The organism is Nitrosomonas marina, from assembly GCF_900110145.1.
GTDB lineage: Bacteria > Pseudomonadota > Gammaproteobacteria > Burkholderiales > Nitrosomonadaceae > Nitrosomonas > Nitrosomonas marina.
The window spans coordinates 97,664-119,963 of record NZ_FOCP01000003.1; the positions used below are offsets into that span (position 1 = coordinate 97,664).

Annotated in this window: 22 protein-coding genes and 3 tRNA genes; 10 read left to right on the forward strand and 15 right to left on the reverse strand. The window is 47.6% G+C overall.

Going from position 1 to position 22,300, the window contains the following annotated elements:
• Positions 1-32: 32 nt before the first annotated feature.
• The 6 genes from BMX44_RS03090 to BMX44_RS03115 all read right to left on the reverse strand — a co-directional run bounded on the left by BMX44_RS03090 (position 33) and on the right by BMX44_RS03115 (position 5,165).
• The gene (locus BMX44_RS03090; protein ID WP_090627871.1) at positions 33-770 is read right to left on the reverse strand and encodes a 2,3-bisphosphoglycerate-dependent phosphoglycerate mutase; all 738 of its coding nucleotides are present in this window, start codon (positions 768-770) and stop codon (positions 33-35) included.
• Positions 767-1,900 (reverse strand): fatty acid desaturase family protein, encoded by a 1,134-nt coding sequence (locus tag BMX44_RS03095; protein WP_090627874.1) that lies wholly within the window; start codon positions 1,898-1,900, stop codon positions 767-769. The genes BMX44_RS03090 and BMX44_RS03095 overlap by 4 nt, the downstream gene beginning before the upstream one ends.
• Positions 1,897-2,334 (reverse strand): HIT family protein, encoded by a 438-nt coding sequence (locus BMX44_RS03100; protein WP_342708015.1) that lies wholly within the window; start codon positions 2,332-2,334, stop codon positions 1,897-1,899. Before BMX44_RS03100 ends, BMX44_RS03095 begins: the two co-directional genes overlap by 4 nt.
• A 21-nt stretch (positions 2,335-2,355) precedes the next feature.
• Positions 2,356-3,090 (reverse strand): phosphocholine cytidylyltransferase family protein, encoded by a 735-nt coding sequence (locus BMX44_RS03105; RefSeq protein WP_218143912.1) that lies wholly within the window; start codon positions 3,088-3,090, stop codon positions 2,356-2,358.
• Between the two features lie 107 nt (positions 3,091-3,197).
• Positions 3,198-4,355, reverse strand: a complete 1,158-nt coding sequence (locus BMX44_RS03110; protein ID WP_090627879.1) for a cysteine desulfurase family protein — start codon at positions 4,353-4,355, stop codon at positions 3,198-3,200.
• Positions 4,356-4,550: 195 nt separating this feature from the next.
• Positions 4,551-5,165 carry a DNA-3-methyladenine glycosylase family protein gene (locus BMX44_RS03115; protein WP_245738809.1) on the reverse strand — a complete coding sequence of 205 codons (615 nt, stop codon included), beginning with the start codon at positions 5,163-5,165 and terminating at the stop codon, positions 4,551-4,553.
• Between the two features lie 367 nt (positions 5,166-5,532).
• On the opposite strand from BMX44_RS03115, the gene trxA reads away from it, so the two are divergent.
• From trxA to BMX44_RS03145, 6 genes are all read left to right on the forward strand, one after another.
• Positions 5,533-5,859, forward strand: a complete 327-nt coding sequence (gene trxA / locus BMX44_RS03120) for a thioredoxin TrxA (protein WP_090627887.1) — start codon at positions 5,533-5,535, stop codon at positions 5,857-5,859.
• Positions 5,860-6,027: 168 nt separating this feature from the next.
• Positions 6,028-7,287, forward strand: a complete 1,260-nt coding sequence (rho, locus tag BMX44_RS03125; protein WP_090627889.1) for a transcription termination factor Rho — start codon at positions 6,028-6,030, stop codon at positions 7,285-7,287.
• 88 nt (positions 7,288-7,375) lie between these two features.
• Positions 7,376-7,452, forward strand: a tRNA-Pro gene (locus tag BMX44_RS03130).
• Positions 7,453-7,490: 38 nt separating this feature from the next.
• Positions 7,491-7,567: transfer RNA gene (locus BMX44_RS03135), tRNA-Arg, on the forward strand.
• 87 nt (positions 7,568-7,654) lie between these two features.
• Positions 7,655-7,730, forward strand: a tRNA-His gene (locus BMX44_RS03140).
• Positions 7,731-8,156: 426 nt separating this feature from the next.
• Positions 8,157-11,012: an aconitate hydratase gene (locus BMX44_RS03145; RefSeq protein ID WP_090627891.1), complete on the forward strand. Its 2,856-nt coding sequence runs from the start codon at positions 8,157-8,159 to the stop codon at positions 11,010-11,012.
• Between the two features lie 156 nt (positions 11,013-11,168).
• On the opposite strand, the gene BMX44_RS03150 is transcribed toward BMX44_RS03145, so the two are convergent.
• Positions 11,169-11,930, reverse strand: a complete 762-nt coding sequence (locus BMX44_RS03150; protein WP_090628167.1) for a DUF4114 domain-containing protein — start codon at positions 11,928-11,930, stop codon at positions 11,169-11,171.
• A 394-nt stretch (positions 11,931-12,324) separates the two neighbouring features.
• Between BMX44_RS03150 and BMX44_RS03155 the strand changes: the two genes are divergently transcribed.
• The 4 genes from BMX44_RS03155 (at position 12,325) to crcB (ending at position 13,903) form a co-directional block, all read left to right on the forward strand.
• A complete protein-coding gene (locus tag BMX44_RS03155; protein ID WP_090627893.1) occupies positions 12,325-12,810 on the forward strand; it encodes a CDP-archaeol synthase in 486 nt (161 codons plus the stop codon).
• 251 nt (positions 12,811-13,061) lie between these two features.
• Positions 13,062-13,259, forward strand: a complete 198-nt coding sequence (locus tag BMX44_RS03160; RefSeq protein ID WP_281246236.1) for a winged helix-turn-helix transcriptional regulator — start codon at positions 13,062-13,064, stop codon at positions 13,257-13,259.
• Positions 13,204-13,320, forward strand: coding sequence for a winged helix-turn-helix transcriptional regulator (locus tag BMX44_RS17385; protein ID WP_281246237.1), 117 nt, complete (start codon positions 13,204-13,206; stop codon positions 13,318-13,320). Before BMX44_RS03160 ends, BMX44_RS17385 begins: the two co-directional genes overlap by 56 nt.
• 202 nt (positions 13,321-13,522) lie before the next feature.
• Positions 13,523-13,903 carry a fluoride efflux transporter CrcB gene (gene crcB, locus BMX44_RS03165; protein WP_090627896.1) on the forward strand — a complete coding sequence of 127 codons (381 nt, stop codon included), beginning with the start codon at positions 13,523-13,525 and terminating at the stop codon, positions 13,901-13,903.
• 65 nt (positions 13,904-13,968) lie between these two features.
• Here crcB and BMX44_RS03170 read toward each other — a convergent pair whose 3' ends face one another.
• The 8 genes from BMX44_RS03170 to BMX44_RS03205 form a co-directional block, all read right to left on the reverse strand.
• Complete coding sequence (locus tag BMX44_RS03170) at positions 13,969-16,095, reverse strand: M3 family metallopeptidase (RefSeq protein ID WP_090627899.1); 2,127 nt, start codon at positions 16,093-16,095, stop codon at positions 13,969-13,971.
• A gap of 39 nt (positions 16,096-16,134) precedes the next feature.
• Complete coding sequence (locus BMX44_RS03175; protein WP_090627901.1) at positions 16,135-17,409, reverse strand: dihydroorotase; 1,275 nt, start codon at positions 17,407-17,409, stop codon at positions 16,135-16,137.
• A gap of 32 nt (positions 17,410-17,441) precedes the next feature.
• Complete coding sequence (locus BMX44_RS03180) at positions 17,442-18,401, reverse strand: aspartate carbamoyltransferase catalytic subunit (RefSeq protein ID WP_090627904.1); 960 nt, start codon at positions 18,399-18,401, stop codon at positions 17,442-17,444.
• Positions 18,398-18,955 (reverse strand): bifunctional pyr operon transcriptional regulator/uracil phosphoribosyltransferase PyrR, encoded by a 558-nt coding sequence (gene pyrR / locus BMX44_RS03185; protein ID WP_245738810.1) that lies wholly within the window; start codon positions 18,953-18,955, stop codon positions 18,398-18,400. Before pyrR ends, BMX44_RS03180 begins: the two co-directional genes overlap by 4 nt.
• Positions 18,924-19,427, reverse strand: coding sequence for a Holliday junction resolvase RuvX (gene ruvX, locus BMX44_RS03190; RefSeq protein WP_090627910.1), 504 nt, complete (start codon positions 19,425-19,427; stop codon positions 18,924-18,926). Before ruvX ends, pyrR begins: the two co-directional genes overlap by 32 nt.
• A gap of 34 nt (positions 19,428-19,461) precedes the next feature.
• A complete protein-coding gene (locus BMX44_RS03195) occupies positions 19,462-20,022 on the reverse strand; it encodes a YqgE/AlgH family protein (protein ID WP_090627913.1) in 561 nt (186 codons plus the stop codon).
• A 66-nt stretch (positions 20,023-20,088) separates the two neighbouring features.
• Positions 20,089-20,715: a 2-polyprenyl-3-methyl-6-methoxy-1,4-benzoquinone monooxygenase gene (gene coq7, locus BMX44_RS03200; protein WP_090627916.1), complete on the reverse strand. Its 627-nt coding sequence runs from the start codon at positions 20,713-20,715 to the stop codon at positions 20,089-20,091.
• A gap of 60 nt (positions 20,716-20,775) precedes the next feature.
• Positions 20,776-22,170, reverse strand: coding sequence for a (Fe-S)-binding protein (locus BMX44_RS03205; RefSeq protein ID WP_090627919.1), 1,395 nt, complete (start codon positions 22,168-22,170; stop codon positions 20,776-20,778).
• Positions 22,171-22,300: the final 130 nt, after the last annotated feature.

Here is a 22,300-nt window from a genome sequence, read left to right on the forward strand (position 1 = left end):
CATTGATATACAGTAAGTGATACCGCAGATAATCACGATATTTCATCCATATAAAAATATCTGACGGGTTTTAATGTCTGATCCAGTTCATAAACCAGCGGCCTGCCGGTCGGCAGTTTCAGCTTCATCACCTGCCCCGGTGTCAACTGATCGAGTTGTCCCATTAACGTGCGCAGCAGGTTTTTGTGCGATACGATCAGTACGTTTCTGCCGCGTTCCAGCTCCGGTTTAATTATGCGCTGCCAGCAGGGCTGCAGACGTTGCGCTGCCAGTCTCAGGCTTTCACCTAGCGGTAACTCTTTTACGTCTATTCCGGCGTATCCGGACTGATTGCCCGGGAAACGCGCATCATTCATATCAAGCCTGGGCGGTTCGCCATCAAAACGTATTTGCGTGCGTAGTACCGGCCACAGTCCAAATTGTCGAACAGCGGCTAAACGCCCAAGACCTTCAAGTGCACCATAATGCCGTTCATTCAGACGCCAGCATTTTTGTACAGGCAATTCGAGTGCCATTGCTGACAATACAATTCTTGCCGTTTCGGACGCCCGCTGCAGCGTCGATGAAAAACAGCAATCCAGGGCGAAACCAGCCTGTTGTAACAAAAGACCAGCCCGCTTCGCTTCCCGCTTGCCTTCTGGACTTAAGGCAACATCGCTCCAGCCGGTAAACATCTTATCCCGATTCCAAATACTCTGACCGTGGCGCAATAGCACCAGCCGTGTTTTATCTGCTCCCGTATTTGCTTCAGAACCAAATTTCGCCATCATTCAATGTGATGCATTTTTCGAGAGGCATTTGTTGCTCGCGCAGATTCCTGCCAGATACGCGTCAAGGCATCCCACAGGCTATCACGCATGGTCGTCAGAAAAAGTGAATTATCACTGAGCCCATTGACCAGACGTCGCTGGGCCTTGCCCAGATTATGGTATGGCATATTCATAAAAAGATGATGCGTAGCATGAAAACGCAGCCCGACAGGAGCCCATAGCGGTGTTATTAACGGATTTCCGGGCACATTTACGGAATCCAGAAACTGCTCTGCATGACTCATCGGCTGCTCGCCCGGATTACGGTACGCATGCGCCGCCAATGTACGCAGTGAATTCAGTATAAAAACCATCACCGCAACCAGATACCAGAGCACGAGCACCGAAAACGGAATCACCTCCAGCATTATCAGTGAGACGATAGCGAAAGAAAACAGAAAAGTCGCCAGTTCCTGCTGCCGCCAGTTGTGATCGTTACGAATGGCATTCACCGAACGCTTGTAATTTGGATCAATGGTCAGCGACGAAGCGCGCTCCCAAACAATTTTACGCAACGGTGGAATCAGATAGGATAATGGCGTCAATAACAGAAAACGCGCCAGCAGCAGCAATGGCAGGATGAAAGACAAGAGCACGTAACCGACCATCTCCCTGGGCTTACGTGTTGCAAACGGCAAATATTCGCCATCACCCAAGGTGCCGTAAACATCCCGCCTGTGATGGTCGTTATGCACACCATCATACGTAAACGATGGAATCATAAAGGGAATACCACACAGGCAATTCCACACCACACGGAATGTCTGAAACGTTCCTTTCTTCAAGTGCGCCAGTTCGTGTACAAAAATGGCTGCACGATACAAAGCCAGCACGGCAATCATATAAGCGCCGATCTGCCACAGCGAAAATAGTGGTGACATCAGCGCAGTAAAAAACGCTGTCCATCCAACAACGATATTAAACAAAAAATCCGTCCAGTAAATCCATGGATTCGGCGTCATTAGATCGCTTACCAGATTGTGCGCCTCACGCAGTGAAAATACCTCGCCGTTTTTTTCCGGCTGTGCCGTTCGTTCAGCCTGGTATGCTAGCGCAGTTTTCCCGGCCTTATCCGCTTCAGTTTCGTTCATAACCAGCAGGTTTTAATTCGCTCGATAATCAATTGGTTTGTCCGTTCACCGGTTTCATTCACTTTACCCAGATTCGGCGCCGCTGGCCAGCCTGAATCAATGAACTCCATATCAGCAAACTGGCTGGGTTGCGCATAGCGAGGAATAACATGAAAATGCACATCCGGGTCAACCATCATCAGCATCAGATAATTAATTTTGTCATACTGGAATGCCCTGGTCAGCGCACCTTCGATTTGATTAACAGTTTCATGCAGTTCAGCAAAACTGGCAGGGCTGAGTTCTGAAAACGCCCTTGCAGGCTCATGCGCAGCCAGCACCAACGCGCCAAGCGTGACTTGAGCAGGACGAAGCATAACGCTCCAGTATCGGAACGAATGGATGACCGTTTGTGGTGCACCGAATTTGCGCATTGTGTCATTGAAAGCAGGCATATTCATCTTCGCTCCTTGCAATTACTTCGTAAAAAGCATACCAGCCCGGGCCAAGTCCTCTATGAAGTCGATTTCGCACCAGCGAAATCCCTTTACAGAACACGAATTGACAAGACGCTGACGAGCGAGGCTGTCAATGATGGACAGGTACCAGGATTTCAATTCGGCTGGATGACGCAGCGCTTCCTCAACCGCCTGATTGAAATAAACCGGCCCCTGTTCACGGAAGTAAACGAGGCCAATCGACTCGGCGTCAATGTCACTCGGCGGCACAATCTTGCTGACCTGTTTGACCCAGCCATTCGCATCGAGTTGCACTTTCATATCATCAGCGTCGTAGCTTTCTTTGAAATCCACGCTCAGTGTAATCGGGGCAGACGGCGAATTCAATACTTGCAACAGCAACGCCGGTTCGATCACTGTATCGCCGTTTAGCAACAAAAAATCATCATCCATGACGTTGCGTGCCAACCAGCAACTGGCCAGATTATCCGCTACTTCATAAAATGGATTAAACACGACCCTGATCCTGTCAGAATCTGCGTAGTTAGTGCGCAACAATGCTTCTATCTGACCTACCTGAAAACCCGCCACAATGGATATATCACGCACACCAGCCGCGCGCAGCGCATCGATCTGCCAGGCCAGCACAGGTTTGTCAGCAACGGATAACAGACATTTCGGGGAGTTTTCGGTCAGCGGCAGCAAACGCCGGCCCTGACCGGCGCTCAGAATTATCGCTTTGACAGCGTTCACGTATTTGAATTCGGATCATTAATCATAAAGTACGAGATTTTAACCCGAATAGCGTGCAGGTTGCTGAAAATTGAAGTATCAAAATACAACAAACGCAAAACGATCAACTATAAGGATAGGCTACTCATACTTCTAAGTGCTTCTACAATTTTCCGCGTCGCTTCCAGAAACCCCTCGATCTGCGCCTGCGTATTGCTGCGTCCGAGACTGACTCGTACTGCACAGCGCGCAAGCAACGGGTCTACCTGCATTGCATCAAGCACATGACTTTGCCCCGGATTGACACTGGAACAGGCCGCGCCGCTGGCAACTGCAAAACCCATCTTGTCCAGTTTTACAACCAGTGTATCCCCTTCTACGTCCGGTAAAGCAAAATAGGTGGTATTCGGAATACGTTCAGCGTCCGCACCAAAAATTTCCGCCCCCATGCCAATCAGGCCCTGCTCCAGCATATCACGCAGTCGCGCAACATGCTGGGCGGTATCCAGCATGCGCGCTTTGGCAAGTTCGCATGCGACACCAAAACCGACGATTGCCGGAACATTCTCTGTACCTGAACGCAACCCGTTCTCATGGCCGCCACCATATATCAATGGCTTCAATAACAGCCGCTTGTCGACAATCAAAGCGGCCGCCCCTTTGGGCCCATATATTTTATGAGACGACAGCGTCATGGCATTTACATTGAGCGCTGCGAAATCGACCGGAATTTTACCCAAACCCTGTACCGCATCGGTATGCACATAGGCATCCTGCGAACGTGCGAAGTCTGCAATCGCAGCAACATCCTGAATCACACCGGTTTCGTTGTTCGCCAGCATTACAGAAACCAGTGCGGCTTTTTGCGTCGATAACGCCTCCCGCGCTGCTGCCGGATCAATCTGTCCGCGCTGATTGACTGCCAGTCGCTGCAAGGTCCAGCGTCCCACAGTACGGTGCGCCAGAGCCTGGGCTGGTTTCAAAACGCAGGGATGCTCAATCGCACTGATTGCCATATGGGCGGGTTGCAGACTGTCCGCTGCTCCGCGGATAAACAGATTGTTTGCTTCCGATCCACCGCTGGTGAAAATTACCTGTACCGGCTGAACCCCGACTGCCGCCGCCACCTGTTCACGCGCTTTGTCGATAGCACGCCTCGCAGCCGTTCCGAGGGCATGACGACTGGACGCGTTACCGTACTCATGCTGAAAGTAAGGCAGCATCGCCTCCATCACAACATCATCTACGCGGGTAGTTGCGTTATGGTCAAAATAATTAAGTTTCATTGAAAAATAAGATATGTCATTGTTGGTTTCAAAAAATTTACCGATAACTCTGTACCGCTGATTATAATTCTACGGACAAAGCAAGAACGCATGCAATCCAGGCTGCTGTCAGCACACGGCGCTCAGAAATACACTGACGGATCAATCTGAAGACTCTGAAATGCGTGATTTAACCAATATCTTAATACCCATACATCAATATTCTACCGGTAACGGATCCAGACTGCGCCATAAATACCATGTCGCAACCGAGCGCCATGGCTGCCAGCGTTCGGCCAGTTTTCGCATGACTTGTTTATCGACAGATTGATTATCAAAATAATGCCTGCAAATAGCACGTTGCAGACCGATATCATCAAGCGGTAACACATCAGGGCGCAACATATGAAAGATCAGAAACATCTCGGCAGTCCAACGGCCTATTCCCTTAATCCGGACCAGTTGTGCAATGAGCGTTTCATCGTCTGCAGCGTCCCATGCCGAAACATCAAACGTACCCTCCCTGAAATGGTGTGACAAATCCTTAAGATAGCTGATTTTCCGGAGCGACAGACCACAAGCGCGAAGCACACCGTCATCAGCGGCATGAATTGCATGCGGTGTAATATCCGGCATGGCCTTTTGAAATTTTTGCCACACACTTTCCGCGGCTTTTACAGAAATCTGCTGTCCAACAATCGAGCGCGCAAGCGTGCAGAAAGCATCGCCGCGTGATTTAAGCGCGACATCATCAAAGCACTGGATAAGATCCCGCATAACCGCATCCCTGGCAGCCAATTCTTGCGTTGCTTGTAACCAGTAGTCAGGCATCATGTAAAACCATAATCATCAATAATGTTTTTCTGTTTCTTTTTCCACGCAGATTGAATTCAGTTTGCGGCACCGATATTGATCATGCACATGGCTGATACATACAGCTTTCAATCGCAAAGCCGACAAAAAATATAAATAAATTTTTTTACAAATAACCATAAATAATGAACCAAAATTTGTGCATAAGCCAATTGATTACGATTGACACTTCCCTTTTACCGGATTTTTATATAGGATTGCAAATTAATCGGGTTTTCGATTCTGCTCAATGAGAATTGCCTTATGCAAGGCTTCCTGAGAGCATTGACCCATCGAGTATCATCATTTCATACAAAAACCGGAATTAATTTCTAACGAGGATCTTATGAGTCAGCACATACACTACGTTACTGATGCCAATTTCGAAACTGAGGTTTTACAGTCTTCTTTGCCTGTCCTGGTTGATTATTGGGCTGAATGGTGCGGCCCCTGCAAGATGATTGCACCAATTCTGGATGAAATTGCCGGTGAATACGACGGTCGCCTCAAAATCGCCAAGCTGAATATCGATGAAAATCAAGTCACCCCGCCAAAATATGGTATTCGGGGCATACCAACATTGATGCTGTTCAAAGACGGCAACGTTGAAGCGACCAAAGTAGGTGCATTATCAAAATCCCAGCTTACCGCGTTTGTTGACAGCCATCTTTAAAGCCGTTATGCTCGCATAATAAATCAATAGAGAGCTGGCGACCAACCGCCTTGCTCTTTTTTTCTAACTCTATATTTTATCCCATCAGCAGCATTCCTTCCGACGTTCATCGTTTACGTTAAATTTCTTTTTTCTACGTATTAACTATCAATATCAAAGAGCTTCTTCATGCGCTTATCAGATCTCAAACATCTTCACGTTACCGAATTGATCAAAATGGCTACCGAAAATGAACTTGACGGTGCCAACAGAATGCGAAAACAGGATCTGATTTTTGCTTTGTTGAAAAATCAGGCAAAAAAAGGGGAAAGCATATATGGTCAGGGCACGCTTGAAGTTTTGCAGGACGGCTTTGGTTTTCTACGTTCACCGGATACTTCTTACCTTGCAGGGCCTGATGATATTTATATCTCACCCAGTCAGATAAGACGCTTTAATCTGCATACAGGTGACTCGATTGACGGAGAAATTCGCCCCCCCAAGGATGGCGAACGTTATTTTGCACTGGTCAAGGTCGACAAAGTCAACAATGAACCTCCCGAAAACTCGAAGAATAAAATACTCTTTGAAAATCTGACGCCGTTATTCCCAACCGAGCCATTGAAGCTTGAACGTGACATCAAAGCCGAGGAAAATATTACCGGTCGTATTATCGATTTGATTGCACCGATCGGAAAAGGCCAGCGAGGACTGCTTGTAGCAAGCCCAAAATCGGGTAAAACAGTAATGCTTCAGCATATTGCGCACTCTATCGCCGCGAACTATCCGGATGTCATTTTGATGGTACTGCTGATAGACGAACGCCCTGAAGAGGTCACTGAAATGATCCGCTCCGTCAGGGGGGAAGTTGTTTCATCCACGTTTGACGAAGCAGCCATGCGCCATGTGCAAGTGGCGGATATGGTCATCGAGAAAGCCAAGCGTCTGGTCGAGCATAAAAAAGATGTCGTTATTCTGCTCGATTCGATTACACGACTGGCACGCGCCTATAACACTGTCGCACCGGCTTCAGGCAAGGTTCTGACGGGGGGTGTCGATGCCAATGCACTTCAGCGACCAAAACGTTTTTTTGGGGCAGCCCGTAATATCGAAGAAGGCGGATCGTTGACGATTATAGCAACCGCACTGATTGATACCGGATCACGTATGGATGATGTGATATACGAAGAATTCAAAGGTACAGGCAATCTGGAAATCCATCTTGAACGCCGCATGGCCGAGAAACGTATTTATCCTGCTATTAATGTCAACCGTTCAGGAACCCGCCGGGAAGAACTGCTGATCGAACCAGATGTTCTGCAGAAAATCTGGGTTTTACGCAAATTGCTGCACCCGATGGACGACATGGATGCCATGGCATTCCTGCTGGATAAAATTAAAGCGACCAAAAACAATGCTGATTTCTTCGATTCCATGAAGAGAGTCTGATTAACCGGCCGGCAATTATTTACCTGAGAATAAATCATCTCGCTTTAAATTGACCTTTTTGCGTTGAAAGAGTATAGTTCACCCTTTTCGGGGTGTAGCGTAGCCTGGTAGCGCGCCTGGTTTGGGACCAGGATGTCGGGAGTTCGAATCTCTCCACCCCGACCAATTACTGCCTTAGATATACATTAGGCTTGTCCGGTAAGGTGCCCGTAGCTCAATTGGATAGAGCACCAGCCTTCTAAGCTGGGGGTTACAGGTTCGATCCCTGTCGGGCACGCCATACTGTTTCTATCTGATAATTGGTTTCTGATTAAAGTCAAACCTCACCAGTTTGTTTACACGATGCGACAGAACGTCGCTTTCAACGGTGGCTGTAGCTCAGTTGGTAGAGTCCCGGATTGTGATTCCGGTTGTCGTGGGTTCGAGTCCCATCAGCCACCCCATCTACGGTTACCTGTTTCAATGTTCAAAACTGCTGTATGCATTTGCAGCACACCGTTCTCTTCATATTCTTTATATTCGGGCATCCGCACGATACAATACCTTCAAACACTGGTACTCTATCAGTATGATATTGCCGGGTTCAGTGCGCTTGTCAGTGTTCATGGCAAGGCGTGTCTTGCAGGAAATAGTCTCGTTCTATTACCAAAAGACACAACGCAGCCCATGGATGCTGACAAGCTCACCCATAGGGCGTTACCGTGGTGTCCTGCAGCCGTGTTACAGTACTTGAAAAGGGAACAACCCTTTCCCGCGTACTGTGCCTTGCTCCATAACACCACGGTAACGCTGTACCTGGCAATATCATATTGATAGAGTACTAGGCATTACCTCACCGACAAACCATTTGCTTTATCGAGGAACAGACCATGACTCAAAATTTATTTAACAGCATCCAGGAACTGACGATTTCTGAGGGGAAGACGACACGGTACTATTCCCTTCCAGCGCTGGAAAAACAAGGACTCGGCAATATTTCACGGTTACCGGTATGCATACGAATCATTCTGGAATCGGTACTGCGAAATTGTGACGGAAAAAAAATTACCGAAACACACGTCAGGCAACTGGCCAAATGGGAACCGGACGCCGCAAGAACACACGAAATTCCATTTGTTGTCTCACGCATCGTTTTGCAGGACTTTACCGGGGTGCCATTGCTAGTAGACCTGGCAGCCATGCGCAGCGCCGCTGAAAGACTGGGAAAGAATCCTGAACGTATCGAGCCACTTGTTCCAGTTGACCTCGTTGTTGATCACTCTATTCAGGTTGATCACTATGGCACCAAGGATGCGCTCAAACTCAATATGGAAATTGAATTTGAGCGTAATCACGAACGCTACCAGTTTATCAAATGGGGCATGCAGGCATTTGACACTTTCAAGGTCGTACCACCCGGAATCGGGATTGTTCATCAGGTAAATCTGGAGCATCTTGCGCATGGTGTTCACCAGAACAGCGGCACGATTTACCCGGATACACTGGTAGGAACCGACTCACATACCACCATGATTAACGGCATTGGCGTCGTAGGCTGGGGAGTTGGCGGCATAGAGGCCGAAGCGGGCATGCTTGGACAACCGGTGTACTTCCTGACACCCGATGTAGTCGGCGTCAATCTGACCGGCAAATTACGCGAAGGTGTAACCGCCACCGATCTGGTGCTCACGGTTACGGAAATGCTGCGCAACGCTAACGTAGTCGGCAAATTTGTAGAGTTTTTTGGCGAAGGCACCGCGTCCTTGACTGTTCCGGACCGCGCCACCATTGCCAACATGGCGCCGGAATATGGCGCGACAATGGGGTTTTTCCCCGTAGACGACGCCACCATTGATTATTTCAAAGGAACAGGGCGCAGCGATGACGATATTGCCGCTTTCCAACAGTATTTCAAAGCACAGGAAATGTATGGCATACCCCGCCAGGGTGAGATAGATTACAGTGAGGTATTGACGCTTGACCTGGGCACGGTTTCACCATCCCTTGCCGGCCCCAAAAGGCCGCAGGACCGTATCGATATGGCGGAAATGAAACATCGTTTCACCGAGCTCTTCAGCAAACCAGTTGCAGAAAATGGATACGGAAAACAGCACGATGAATTAAAGGAGCGTTATCAAACACGTCAACTGAACGCAGAAGAAGCAGAACTTTGCACGCGTCTTGAAACAAATGTTCCTGACGAGAGTTGCCTGTCCGATAACAGCGACCGCAATGTAACCGAAATGGTCAGCAATCATCCTACACCCAGCACTGAAACACCGGACCCGCCGCTAAATAACGGCACTATTGAGCTCGGCCACGGCGATATTCTGATTGCAGCCATTACTTCCTGCACCAATACATCCAACCCCAGCGTTCTGATTGCAGCAGGATTGCTGGCAAAAAAGGCCGCGGAAAAGGGACTATTCGTCAAGCGCCATATTAAAACATCCCTGGCGCCGGGCTCCAGGGTTGTGTCGGACTACCTTACACATACTGGTTTACTAGATGCGCTTGAAAAACTGGGCTTTACCCTGGCAGGTTATGGTTGTACTACCTGTATCGGCAACGCCGGACCGCTGGCCGAACCGATTGAGGAAGCGGTCGTCAAGAACGATCTGGTCTGTGCCGCCGTACTCTCGGGCAATCGAAATTTCGAGGCCCGGATCCATCCGAACATCCGCGCGAATTTTCTGGCTTCACCACCGCTGGTGGTTGCCTACGCGATTGCCGGCACAGTATTGAAGGATCTTACCAGCGAGCCGCTGGGAACAGACTCTGAAAACAATCCGGTATGGCTTAAAGACATCTGGCCAAGCAGCGAAGAAATACAGGCACTGATGAAGTTTGCTACAAATGCCGACACCTTTCGCAAGCTCTACAGCGACCTGACCAAAGATCATCCGCTTTGGAACGACATTTCCTCGACCGCCGGTGAAACATATAACTGGCCTTCGTCCACCTATATCGCCGAACCACCTTTCTTTGAAAATTTTTCACTACAACTCGACGAAAATGACATTGTCGGCGATATCAAAGATGCGTATGCACTGGGTATTTTCGGTGATTCCGTCACGACCGACCACATCAGTCCGGCCGGCGCAATCAAGGCGGCCTCACCTGCCGGCAGGTATTTGCTGGACAATGATGTAGCGCAGAATGACTTCAACAGCTACGGCTCCCGGCGTGGCAACCATGAAGTCATGATGCGCGGCACCTTTGCCAATGTGCGCATTCGCAATCTCATGGTACCGGGCAGCGAAGGCGGTGTTACGCTTTATCAGTCTGGAAATCGGGAAACGAAAGAAATGAGTATTTATGATGCCGCAATGAAATATCGGTCAGAGGGTGTTCCAACCGTTGTTTTTGGCGGCAAGGAGTACGGCACCGGCTCCAGCCGGGATTGGGCGGCGAAAGGAACGCAGCTACTCGGCGTCAAAGCGGTAATTGCATCCAGTTATGAACGCATCCACCGCAGCAACCTGATCGGCATGGGTGTACTGCCGCTGCAATTCAAAAACAGTGACTCGGTAAAATCGCTGGATATCACTGGCAATGAGAAATTCGACATACTCGGACTTGGCGATCTGGAACCACAACAGGACGTGACACTGATCATTCACAAAGATGACGGCTCACAAAAAGAAGTCAAGCTGTTATGCCGTATCGACACGGCGATTGAGAAGGAATATTATCAGCATGGCGGTATATTGCCTTATGTGCTGAGAGAACTGTTAAATGAATAACTGAGATTCTGTCCTGCCAGCTTCCGCAACAAATGCTCAAAAAAAACCTCATGGAGGAAGAATCCATGAGGTTTTCAATTGATAAGTTAAGCTCTATGCGTATTATTATTTACACTTAACTCTCGATTAAAACCTGAAAATTCAGGTTTTAAATCATCATGCCTTGTTCAAACGGCGGCTGCCTACAAAACCCAGCATACCCAGTCCAAGCAACGCCAGGATAGAAGGCTCTGGTACAGGTATCACAGATTCGACGATCAACACCATGTCGGTGTAGTCTCTGTCTGAAACAGGTGCAGCCAGATCTTCCCATGCCATAACGAACTCGTTGTTTGTCCACAGACCTGGCGCCAAGGTAGGTACCTGAATTGTATCAGTGTTAGTACCTTGATAAACAGCCAAGTGATCCAGGTTATCGAAATTCAGGTTGGTGTCAGAATAGAATTTATTACCGGTGTTGGTTACATTCAGAAAATAACCAAAGAAATTACCGTTAAAATCAACTCCACTGTCAACATTGTTGACAAACACAGACCCGTCTACTTTGATGCTCAGAAAAGCCTGGCTACCGGCAACTGCAGCACCAGTGAAAACCGTGACTTGGCTACCCGGATTTGTTGGGTCATAAACACCCAGTTCATTGCCGTTTGCAAAAGCTGCCAGTTCAACAATGATTGATGCAACCGAACCACCGGCACCGGTGATTGACCACCAGCTGTCGATACCGTCTGCCAGGTGATCCGTTGCCACGTTAACGCTGCTGCTACCAGGTGTAGGTGCTACAGTAATTCCATCCAAAACACCTTGTAATGCAGCACCACCATCACCAAATGGAACTGCCTGCGCTGAACCGGCCATAGACAATCCGAAAACTGCCGCTACTGCCGTTTTTAAAACTACATTAGATTCTTTTTTCATCTTAATTACTCCTTCACAAATTTAGCGTTTCGCTAATTTAGATAATTAACTAAACTCAACCCCAACCTCTAATCTAATTGACTCAAAGCAACAAATCAAAAAGCGAAATACCAAGGCTTTTTTTTACTACTCACTTTATTATAAGCAATTTGCGTGCCAACATTTACAACTCATTGATTAATAAACATTAATATATATATTTGTTAGCAAAGATTTCAACCAGGGTATCGATATGTAAAGAATTCCGACACAGTTAACAGGGGGTTTCCTCAAAGTGCCGAATGCCGTCAACTTACGTATCGTATCATACCACCACATACAACCGCCATTACGGACACTGGCGGCTTGTCAAAGGATAACACTGAAAATTTTTAATTCACGAATTCAGAGAAAAATGGATACGCCTTTTGCACACCTGCTCATACTGATTATAACGGCCAATGGCGCGCCCATTATGGTGCGCTACCTGGTCCAGAACAGATGGAAACAACCGGTCGATTGCGGTTACTGCCTGACTGGCAATAATCGGTTGTTCGGCAACACTAAAACCTGGCGCGGCTTGATCAGTTCACTGGTAATCACCAGTCTGTTCGGATGGTGGATGGGTTATGAAATCAAAACTGGGGCTCTGATCGCGGCAGGTGCCATGAGCGGCGATCTGTTTTCGAGCTTCATCAAACGGCGACTCAAATTGTCACCAAGCTCAATGGCACCGCTGCTGGACCAGGTCCCCGAATCTCTGGTCCCTGCAATTCTCGTCATACAGACGTTTCGTTTAACTACTCTGGATATTGTTTACCTGGTTGCTGTTTTTTTTGTACTAGAATATGTGCTGTCATTTATGCTTTACAGGTTGGGAATACGTAAAAAACCCTATTGATCAGCATGAAGCTAGACCTCAAAGCGGCCCGCAACCAGAGCAGCCTTTTTCAACAATCAAATTTCAGCATCGCATTCATGCCACCACCAAATCAAATCACCGTTACTCTACAGCCACACTTCAAATTCCAGGGATCTATTTCGAATTATAAAAAAGAATCATGATATGCCCATAAAAATGCACACCATGCGATCGCCATGCCCGATAACAATACGCTTGAAATCATCGGCGATCAGTAAACGCTGTTAATTATTCGGGATGCACTTGCCGGCAAACAGACTTACAGTGAATTTCAGGCCACCCCTGAGAAAATACCCACAAATATTCTTGCCGACCGGTTGAAACGCCTGGTCGAATTTGACATCCTGAATAAGAAGCCATCAGCAGCACCCAATTCGTTTTTCCTATCAATTGACCGAAAAAGGTCGTTCATTGCTCCCTGTGCTTAAAGCCGCCAGTCACTGGGGACTCACATACATTGCCGACATGGAAGCAAAAATCAAAATATAGCAGTAAAGCCATTGTTACTTCGAATAATCATTCTCGCGCCAATTAACAATTGTCAAATTTTTCGACAACCATAATTGCTTATGGTCAACACAGCGCAATCTACTCAAAAACTGGCGTTATCGGTATAATTTGACGGGCACACGCAGCTTTTTTTTACAATTGTAATTTTTCAACCACAAAATCAGCCATTACTGAATTCAAAATGCTTGTAACAATCGCAGCCATCGGCGTGGGTAGTGCTTTGGGGGCCATTTCACGTTACGGTGTCAGTCTGACTGCAGCACATTTATTCGGCTATCATTTTCCATGGGGAACATTGAGCGTAAACATTACCGGTTCATTCATCATGGGGCTATTGATTGTTTTGTTTGCGCATTTATGGCAGCCACCGGAGGTGCTTCGCCTGTTCTTCGTAACAGGGTTTCTTGGCGGGTTTACGACATTCTCCACATTCTCGCTCGATATTGTGACACTGTATGAACGTGGGGATCTGGTATCTGCGTTTATGTATGGCTCTGCTTCCGTTGTATTGTCAATCGGCGCATTATTCGCCGGCATGGCGCTGGTGCGGGAGCTAACCTGAACCTGGTGTCTGCGTCTTAATGCAGTCCTCTGTCCAAGCGTATGCATTCATATCGGATATCGGAATCATACCGTCATTCCGTTATGACGCAAAAGCGCATCCATCTGCGGCTCACGACCTCGAAAAGCAACGAATGATTCGAGCGCTGGCCGGCTGCCACCCATGGCCAGAATCTCATCTCTAAAGCGTGAGCCGGTTTTCGCGTCCATCACTCCGATCGAATTGTTCGATGCGTTTTCTTCAAACAGACCGTAAGCGTCCGCTGACAGCACCTCTGCCCATTTATAGCTGTAATAGCCTGCCGCATAGCCACCGCCAAAGATATGCGCAAAGCTGTTAGGAAATCTGTTATATGCAGGAGGCGTAATAACGGCCACTTCCCGGCGCACCTCGTCAAGTAGCTGCAATACGGATTTATCACCGTGAGGATCGAAATCATAATGTAAATGCATATCAAACAGGGCAAACTCTATCTGGCGCACCATCTGCATACCGCTCTGGAAATTCTTGGCAGCCAGCATTTTATCAAACAGCGTCCGCGGCAACGGTTCCCCGGTTTCGACATGCCGCGTCATCTCCTTTAGTACATCCCATTCCCAGCAAAAATTTTCCATAAACTGGCTGGGCAGTTCCACTGCATCCCACTCAACACCGTTAATACCGGAAACACTCAGATCGTCCACCTGGGTTAGCAAGTGATGCAGGCCATGACCAAACTCGTGAAACAGCACAATTACCTCATTATGCGTAAACAGCGCCGGTCTTTGCTGACCATTAATCGATACTGGTCCAGAAAAATTGCAGGTCAGATAGGCGACGGGTATCTGCACCACATGACCGCCGCGCTCGCAATCAATACGTCGACGTGCAATCGCACCATCCATCCAGGCCCCGCCGCGTTTGGTATCACGCGCATACAAATCAATATAAAACCGTCCTATCAGGTCACCACTGGCATCAAAAATGTCGAACAATTTGACATCGGGATGCCAGTATTGCACCGTTTGACCGATTTCTATGGAATCAGCAGGTACAATCGAGATACGATACAACGCTTCAACAAGCTTGAACATGCCCGGCAGAACCTTGTCTTCAGGAAAATACTGTTTGACCTCCTGATCTGAAAAAGCGTATCGCGCCTGGCGCAGTTTTTCACTGACATACGGAATATCCCAAGCCTCCAGCTTCGGCAAGCCCAGCGTTTCTGTTGCAAACTGCTGCAGTTCCTGCAGGTCTTTCTCGGCATAAGGCTTGGCCTTGCCAGCCAGTTCCCGGAGAAAACCCAGTACCTGCTCTGGCGATGTAGCCATTTTGGGGGCCAGCGATACTTCAGCAAAATTTTTGTACCCTAACAGCCTTGCTTCTTCTTCTCGTAATTCAAGTATTTTTTTTATTATTGGCATATTGTCCCAGCTTGTATCTGACGACTCGCTGCTTGGCTTGCTAAACTCGCTGGCACGGGTATAAAACGCATGATACATTTTTTCACGCAAGGCTCGATTATCCGCATACTGCTGTATGGGCAGATACGATGGCATATGCAGCGTGAATTTCCAGCCTTTTTTGGAATCTTTTTCAGCCAGTTGCTTTGCGGTATGCAGCACATCTTCCGGTATACCGGAAATTTCTTCCTGATTATCTATCACTAACGAGAAAGCATTGGTAGCATCAAGTAGATTATCGTTGAATTTTGACGATAACTCCGACAAAGTCTCCTGAATCTTGAGAAAACGCTGTTTCTTTTCCGGCGGCAGTTCCGCTCCTCCCAGACGAAAATCCCTGAGTTCATTTTCAATAATTTTCTTGCGCGCCGGACTGAGCATGTCGAACTCGGCGCTTGCCCGCAATTGCTTGAATTTATCGAATAAACGCTGATCCTGAGAAAGCTCGGCGTAAAACTGGGTGATCAGTGGCAGATTCTTATTGTAAACTTCACGCAACTCGGGCGTATTCATGACCGCATTCAAATGCGAAACCTGCCCCCAGGCGCGCGATAAACGTTCACTGGCATCCACCATGGGTTGCACAAATGTCTGCCAAGTGGGTGCATTGGAATCATTTCGAATGCTGTCGATAGTTGATCTGTTTTCAGTTAACAAGGTTTCAATTGCAGGCGTTACATGTGCTGTATTGATTTCATCAAAACGGGGCAATCCCGAAAAATCGAGTAATGGATTAGATGGCGTATTCATATGCTGGAGTTAAATTTCGTTAACAATTTAGGGTTAAAGCTATGATTGGTAGACAATGTTACCATTGATTAAGGTATACCTGACTTTTCCTGGCACTTCCATGCCCATAAACGGTGTATTCTTTCCCTGGCTCAATAATGCGCCTGCCGTCACTTTCCAATAAGTCTCCGGATCGAAAATGCATAGATCCGCTGACGCGCCCGGTGTCAAATGTCCTGCATCTATACCCAATACTGCAGCAGGCTTGTTCGTAATTACAGCCAGTACTTCAACAAGCGGACGCTTCATTTCCATGCCATATTTTAAAGTAAGCGGCAGCAATAATTCCACACCTGTCGCGCCAGTCTCCGCCTGACCAAACGGCAGCAGTTTGGCGTCTTCGTCAACCGGTGCATGATCTGAGCAGATTGCATCTATTGTTCCATCCCACAAGGCATTGCGCAATGCATTACGGTCACTGATATTTCGCAAAGGTGGAATAATGTGACAATTAGCATCGAAATAATCGATATCCATATCCGACAAATGAAGATGGTTGATTGATACATCACAGGTAATCGACAAACCTTGTTGCTTGGCAGCGCGCACCATTGCCAGACCTTCGGCACTTGAAATTCTGCAGAGATGAATATGCACGTCCACTACTTTTGCCAGCAGAATGATATTCGAAATTGCGATTGTTTCCGCGCATACCGGTATAACCGGCAAGCCCAAGCGGGTAGCAACTTCGCCATCGTGCGCAACGCCTTCGTGTGCAAGATTCATATCCTGCGGGCTCAGCCACACACTGAAACCAAATGTCGATGCATACTGCATTGCCTGCATTAATATCCTCAGGTTGGCTATCATGCCATCGGGCTGCCCAAATACAACGCACCCCGCATCGCGTAATTCCGCCATTTCGGTTAAATGTTCACCCAGGAGTCCCTGTGTTAACGCACCTACAGGATAAACATGCGCCTGATTCAGGTTTTTGGCGCGGTGCTTGAGCATTTCCACCAAACCGGGTTCATCCAGCGGCGGATCGGTATCCGGCGGACAGGCAAAACTTGTCACACCACCAGCCACAGCGGCATTCATTTCAGATTCCAGAGTCGCCATATATTCCAGACCTGGTTCGCGCAGACGCACCGACATATCAACCAGACCCGGACACACTACCAAGCCATCAGCCTCTATAATATTATCCGGCTGAAATGCAGCAGGTGGTTCGCCAACAGCAAGAATTTTACCTGAAACGACAAAGACATCCAGAATTGCGTCCATACCGGTTCCAGGGTCAATCAAACGGCCATTTCTGATGTGAATTTTCATCTGAACACTGTTTTTTTTAAAGTTTTAGATTGCTAAACTTGCTGGCCTGCCAGAATTGACATCACCGCCATACGAATCGCAATACCGAATGTCACTTGCGGCAAAATGACTGACTGACCGCCATCAGCAACTGATGAGTCAATTTCCACGCCACGGTTCATCGGTCCTGGATGCATAACGATCGCATCGGGTCTGGCCATTGACAATTTTTCCGGCGTTAGCCCGTAGTTCTTGAAATATTCTTCAGGACTCGGTAAATATGCGCCTTGCATTCGTTCCTTTTGCAATCGCAACATCATCAAAACATCGACATCTTTAAGCCCGCTTCTCATATCATGAAACACATGCACACCAAGACGCTCCACCTTACTGGGCAACAGGGTTTTCGGGGCGATCACGCGCACTTCCGGAACGCCAAGAGTGGTCAATGCATGAATTTGGGAACGCGCTACTCTTGAATGCAGAATATCGCCTACAATGGCAACGCGCAGATTGTGAAACTCGCGCTTAAAGCGACGAATAGTAAACATATCAAGCAACGCCTGCGTCGGATGAGCATGACGGCCATCGCCGGCGTTAATGACATGAATACCAGGCCGTGCATGTTTCGCTATCAAATGCGCAGCCCCGCTTTGTGAATGCCGGACTACAAACATATCGGCGTCCATGGCCGCCAGATTATTCACCGTATCAAGCAAGGTCTCGCCCTTGGATTGAGCTGAGACGGCTATGTTCAAATTAAACACATCGGCGGACAATCGCTTGGCAGCGATTTCAAAAGTTGTCCGTGTGCGTGTACTTGGTTCGAAGAAAAGATTGAAAATAGATTTTCCGCGTAGCAATGGTACTTTCTTGACATCCCGCTCGGTCACTCCCACAAATGTCTCAGCTGTATCCAGTATCTGCAAAAGAATCTCTACCGGAAGCCCTTCGGTTGTCAGCAGATGCTGTAGTTTGCGGTGCTTATTCAATTGCGGATTTCGATTGATCATGCCTGCAAATTTTCCCCACCGTTTACCACACCTTTTTTGTTTTCCAGACTGAGACTAAATCGTCCTTGCAAATCCCGGTTAAACACTAAAATCTTTTCTTCAGGCAGGTGCAGTTCAGTTCCAGTATACTGCGCGCAAATGGGTAATTCACGATCCCCACGATCAACCAGGGTTGCCAGTTTTATGGATGCCGGCCTGCCGTAATCGAACAGTTCATTGATGGCAGCACGTATAGTACGTCCTGTTTGTAAAACATCATCAACCAGCAAAATATGCGCGCCATTGACATTAAACGGGATTTCAGAAGGTTTGACCTGCGCATGCAGGCCAATTTTATCAAAGTCATCCCGATAGAACGATACGCTGAGCAGTCCCAGCGGTTCCAGGGATTGCGTTGCCGAAAGCTCATGATGCAGGCGTTCCGCCAGCCAGGCTCCACCGGTATGTATTCCGATTAAAGCAGAACAGTTGTCGCTGTCGGTGCGAATTTGATCAATCAGTCGATCAAACAGACTCTCCGCGTCAGGCAGTGGTATGTTGCACATAGTTTTCATCAAAAAAAGACTGAAGTATATGCTGTGCAGCAACCTGATCCAAGTATTGTCTCTGCTTTCTGGTTGATACCCCCGCTTGTTGCAAAGCGGCACACGCTGATTTGGAAGTATAGCGCTCATCCACCAAAAGCACTCGAATGTTAAAGCGCCCGGCCAAACGACGTGCAAAACGCTGGCTCAATCGTGTCATCTCATGTGCGGAACCATCCATGTAACTGGGCAGCCCGACCACCAATAGTACCGGTTGCCAGTTCTCAATTAACGAGCCAATCATAGCAAATCGCTGTTCGTTTTTCTCGCTGTCAATGGTTGTCAGCGGATGCGCCAACCCTAGAGCAGTATCTCCGACAGCGACACCTATACGTTTTTGTCCGAAATCAAATGCGAGCACCGTTCCTTGTGCCAACAAATCTACAGGCAATTGGCCTGCATTAAATACTAAGCCGGATGAACTTGCTGATTTGTCGGTCATTTCTCCGTATTTTCAAGGCGCATGTAACAGTTTGTCATGCATGACCGACATCATTGGAAAGTCGGGTGTAGTCGATGCCAATTAACTTCATCGCCGCTGTTAGCCTTTCTTCCGAGGGCAAATCAAAAATGACATTCAGCGAAGCCGGTACCGACAGCCATGCATTCTGCGCCATTTCATGTTCAAGCTGACCAGCAGCCCAGCCCGCATAACCCATTGCAACGAGCATCTGATCCGGTCCTTCAGCGCTTGCTATCGCTTTTAAAATATCCAGCGACGTTGTGAGTCCTAATTTTTCATTTATCGACAAGGTAGACTGCCACTCACCAAGCGGCTGGTGCAAAACAAAACCACAGTCAATCTGCACAGGCCCTCCAAAGTGCACGATTGATTCATATTGGAAAGGATCTTTGATCTCAATACTCAATTGTTTGAACAGATTGGTCAGAGACAAATCCATCGGTCGGTTGATGACAAGTCCCAGAGCCCCACGCTCATTGTGTTCACATATATAAGTTACTGTTTTGGAAAAAAAGGAATTCTCCATGGCCGGCATAGCTATCAGGAAATGATGTGTTAAATTGATATTTTCCATGACGAACTCGTTTTTCATTTTAATAACCCTTATGAGCCGAGCCACTTCAGCAGGCTGAAGAAATTTTCAAACCCAATATGCTGTTTGAGTCATCACGCCGGAACTAAGTTTCATTGCAAATTTAATGGGCAAAGGCAATTCCGCACCGCCATTTGATAATGCCATTGTTGCATGACTGGCTTCATCAATCTGCATCTGTGCCACAATGGCACGACTTTTGATATCATGCTGCGGCAAACGCTGCAGATGTCCTGATAAATGTTCGCCCACTTGCTTTTCAGTCTCGGCCAGAAATCCCAGATTCCACTTGTCACCCATGACACCAGCCAGCATTCCAATCGTAAACGAACCACCATACCATAACGGATTCAGGAAACTTTTTCGTCCTCCAAGTTCTTCGATTCGTCGCTCTGTCCAAGCCAGATGTTCAGTTTCCTCGCGCGCTGCTTTCATCAAGGTCTGCTGCACTGCTTCATTGCGTGCAGTAAGACTTTGTCCCTGATATAGTGCCTGTGCACAGACTTCTCCGACATGATTAATACGCATCAACGCAGCTGACAAATCCTTCTCGGGAACGGTCAAATCAGGTTCCTGCAAATCACTTCCGGGTACTGGCCTGGCGGTATGAGCCGGAGTGAACAGTGTCCGCAACGCGCTATCAAACCCTATGATTAATTTATCAATATTCATCATCGCCTTCTTCCTGCTTTGTGTTCTGTAGAATAAAAAAACAATCTTGATAAACAGTCTTGATTATTGATTATCCAGTTGTTGGATTTGACGTGCCAACAATGTAACAGGATGTATTACCTCAATCTCAGAACCGCTTTCACGCAACCGCGTTGCTATATGCATGGCACAACCCACATTAGAAGTAACCAGTATCTCAGCACCGCATTGCTTTACCGCGTTTATTTTACCATCCAGCAACCTGCCGGCCAGTTCAGGTTGTCTGATAAAGTACGTACCCGCGGCCCCGCAACACTGATCATTATCCGTCAAAAAAACCAACTGTGCACCCGGAATTTTTTGTATGATTTGATATGGATAATCATGGTCTCCAAGTACATGGCGTAAGCTGCATGGATCGTGAACAGCCACTTTTTTTGTCAACGGCGCAATCGCAAGTTGATCCCATCCTTGAGTAGCTGCCAGAAATTTACTGATATCGCATATCTCCGAAAATTGAACACGTCCATCACCTTTCTTCCCCTCACTGTTTGTTAGCGTGTCTGTATACTCACTGAGCTGCGCACCGCAACCTGAGACCACGCTGATGATTGCTATTGCATCAGACGACCCAAGGGCCTGCATATTTTTAGCCCTAAGTTGTGCCGCTTTGTCAGCATCACCAGCATGCTGATGCAATGCGCCACAACAGGTTTGTGTTGATGGCACACGCACACTGTAACCGAATCGGTTCAGTACATAAATGCTGGCATTTAATGTCGCAGCATCTGTTAAACGCGCGACACATCCCAGAAACAACTCCACTGTACCCCTTGATTCACCGATTGCGGGATAAAAATCTCGCCATGTGCTTGAAACACTGACACTGGATTTATTCCCTGTAAAAGGAAAAACCACTGGCGGGAGTTGCGTCAATACAGTCTGCATGCCGAACCGGTTTCGAGAAACATGCTGCAACACCCAGTGTATTGCAGACAATACGCCACATTTTTTAAATAAATAAAGCAACCAGCGCAAACGGTCAAACCATTCCGGCCGCATAGCCAGAATACTCAACAAACGTAACAGCTGCAACTGGCCGGTCTTTGCAGAATTTTCCTCACCATGACTAGTTTCTGATTTTCGGATTATTCTACGTGCCTCATCTATTATTTGACCATAAGCCACGTGATTGGGACAGACTGCCTCGCACGTCCGGCAAGCCAGACATCTGTCGAGATGCAATTTGAATTTTTCATTCATCGGAATACGGCCCTTTACAGCACCATTGATAATCGCAATACGCCCGCGTGGAGAATCGGCTTCGGATTCCAGTAAACGATAAGTCGGACAATGCGGTAAACACAGACCGCATGAGACGCAACGACTGGTCTGTTCAACCAGATTATTAATTATATTTTCTGAGGATGAAAGGTTAGCTTCGTCATGCAAACAATCATCTGTATTACATTCGGTCATAAATAATAAATACGAAACTATAAAATGATATAACAGCCTTGCTAAAGATGTGGCCAGCTGTCCAGGCTGCAAGCAATAGACAATACATACTATTACAGGCTACATGTCATAGATTATTGACAACGAATCG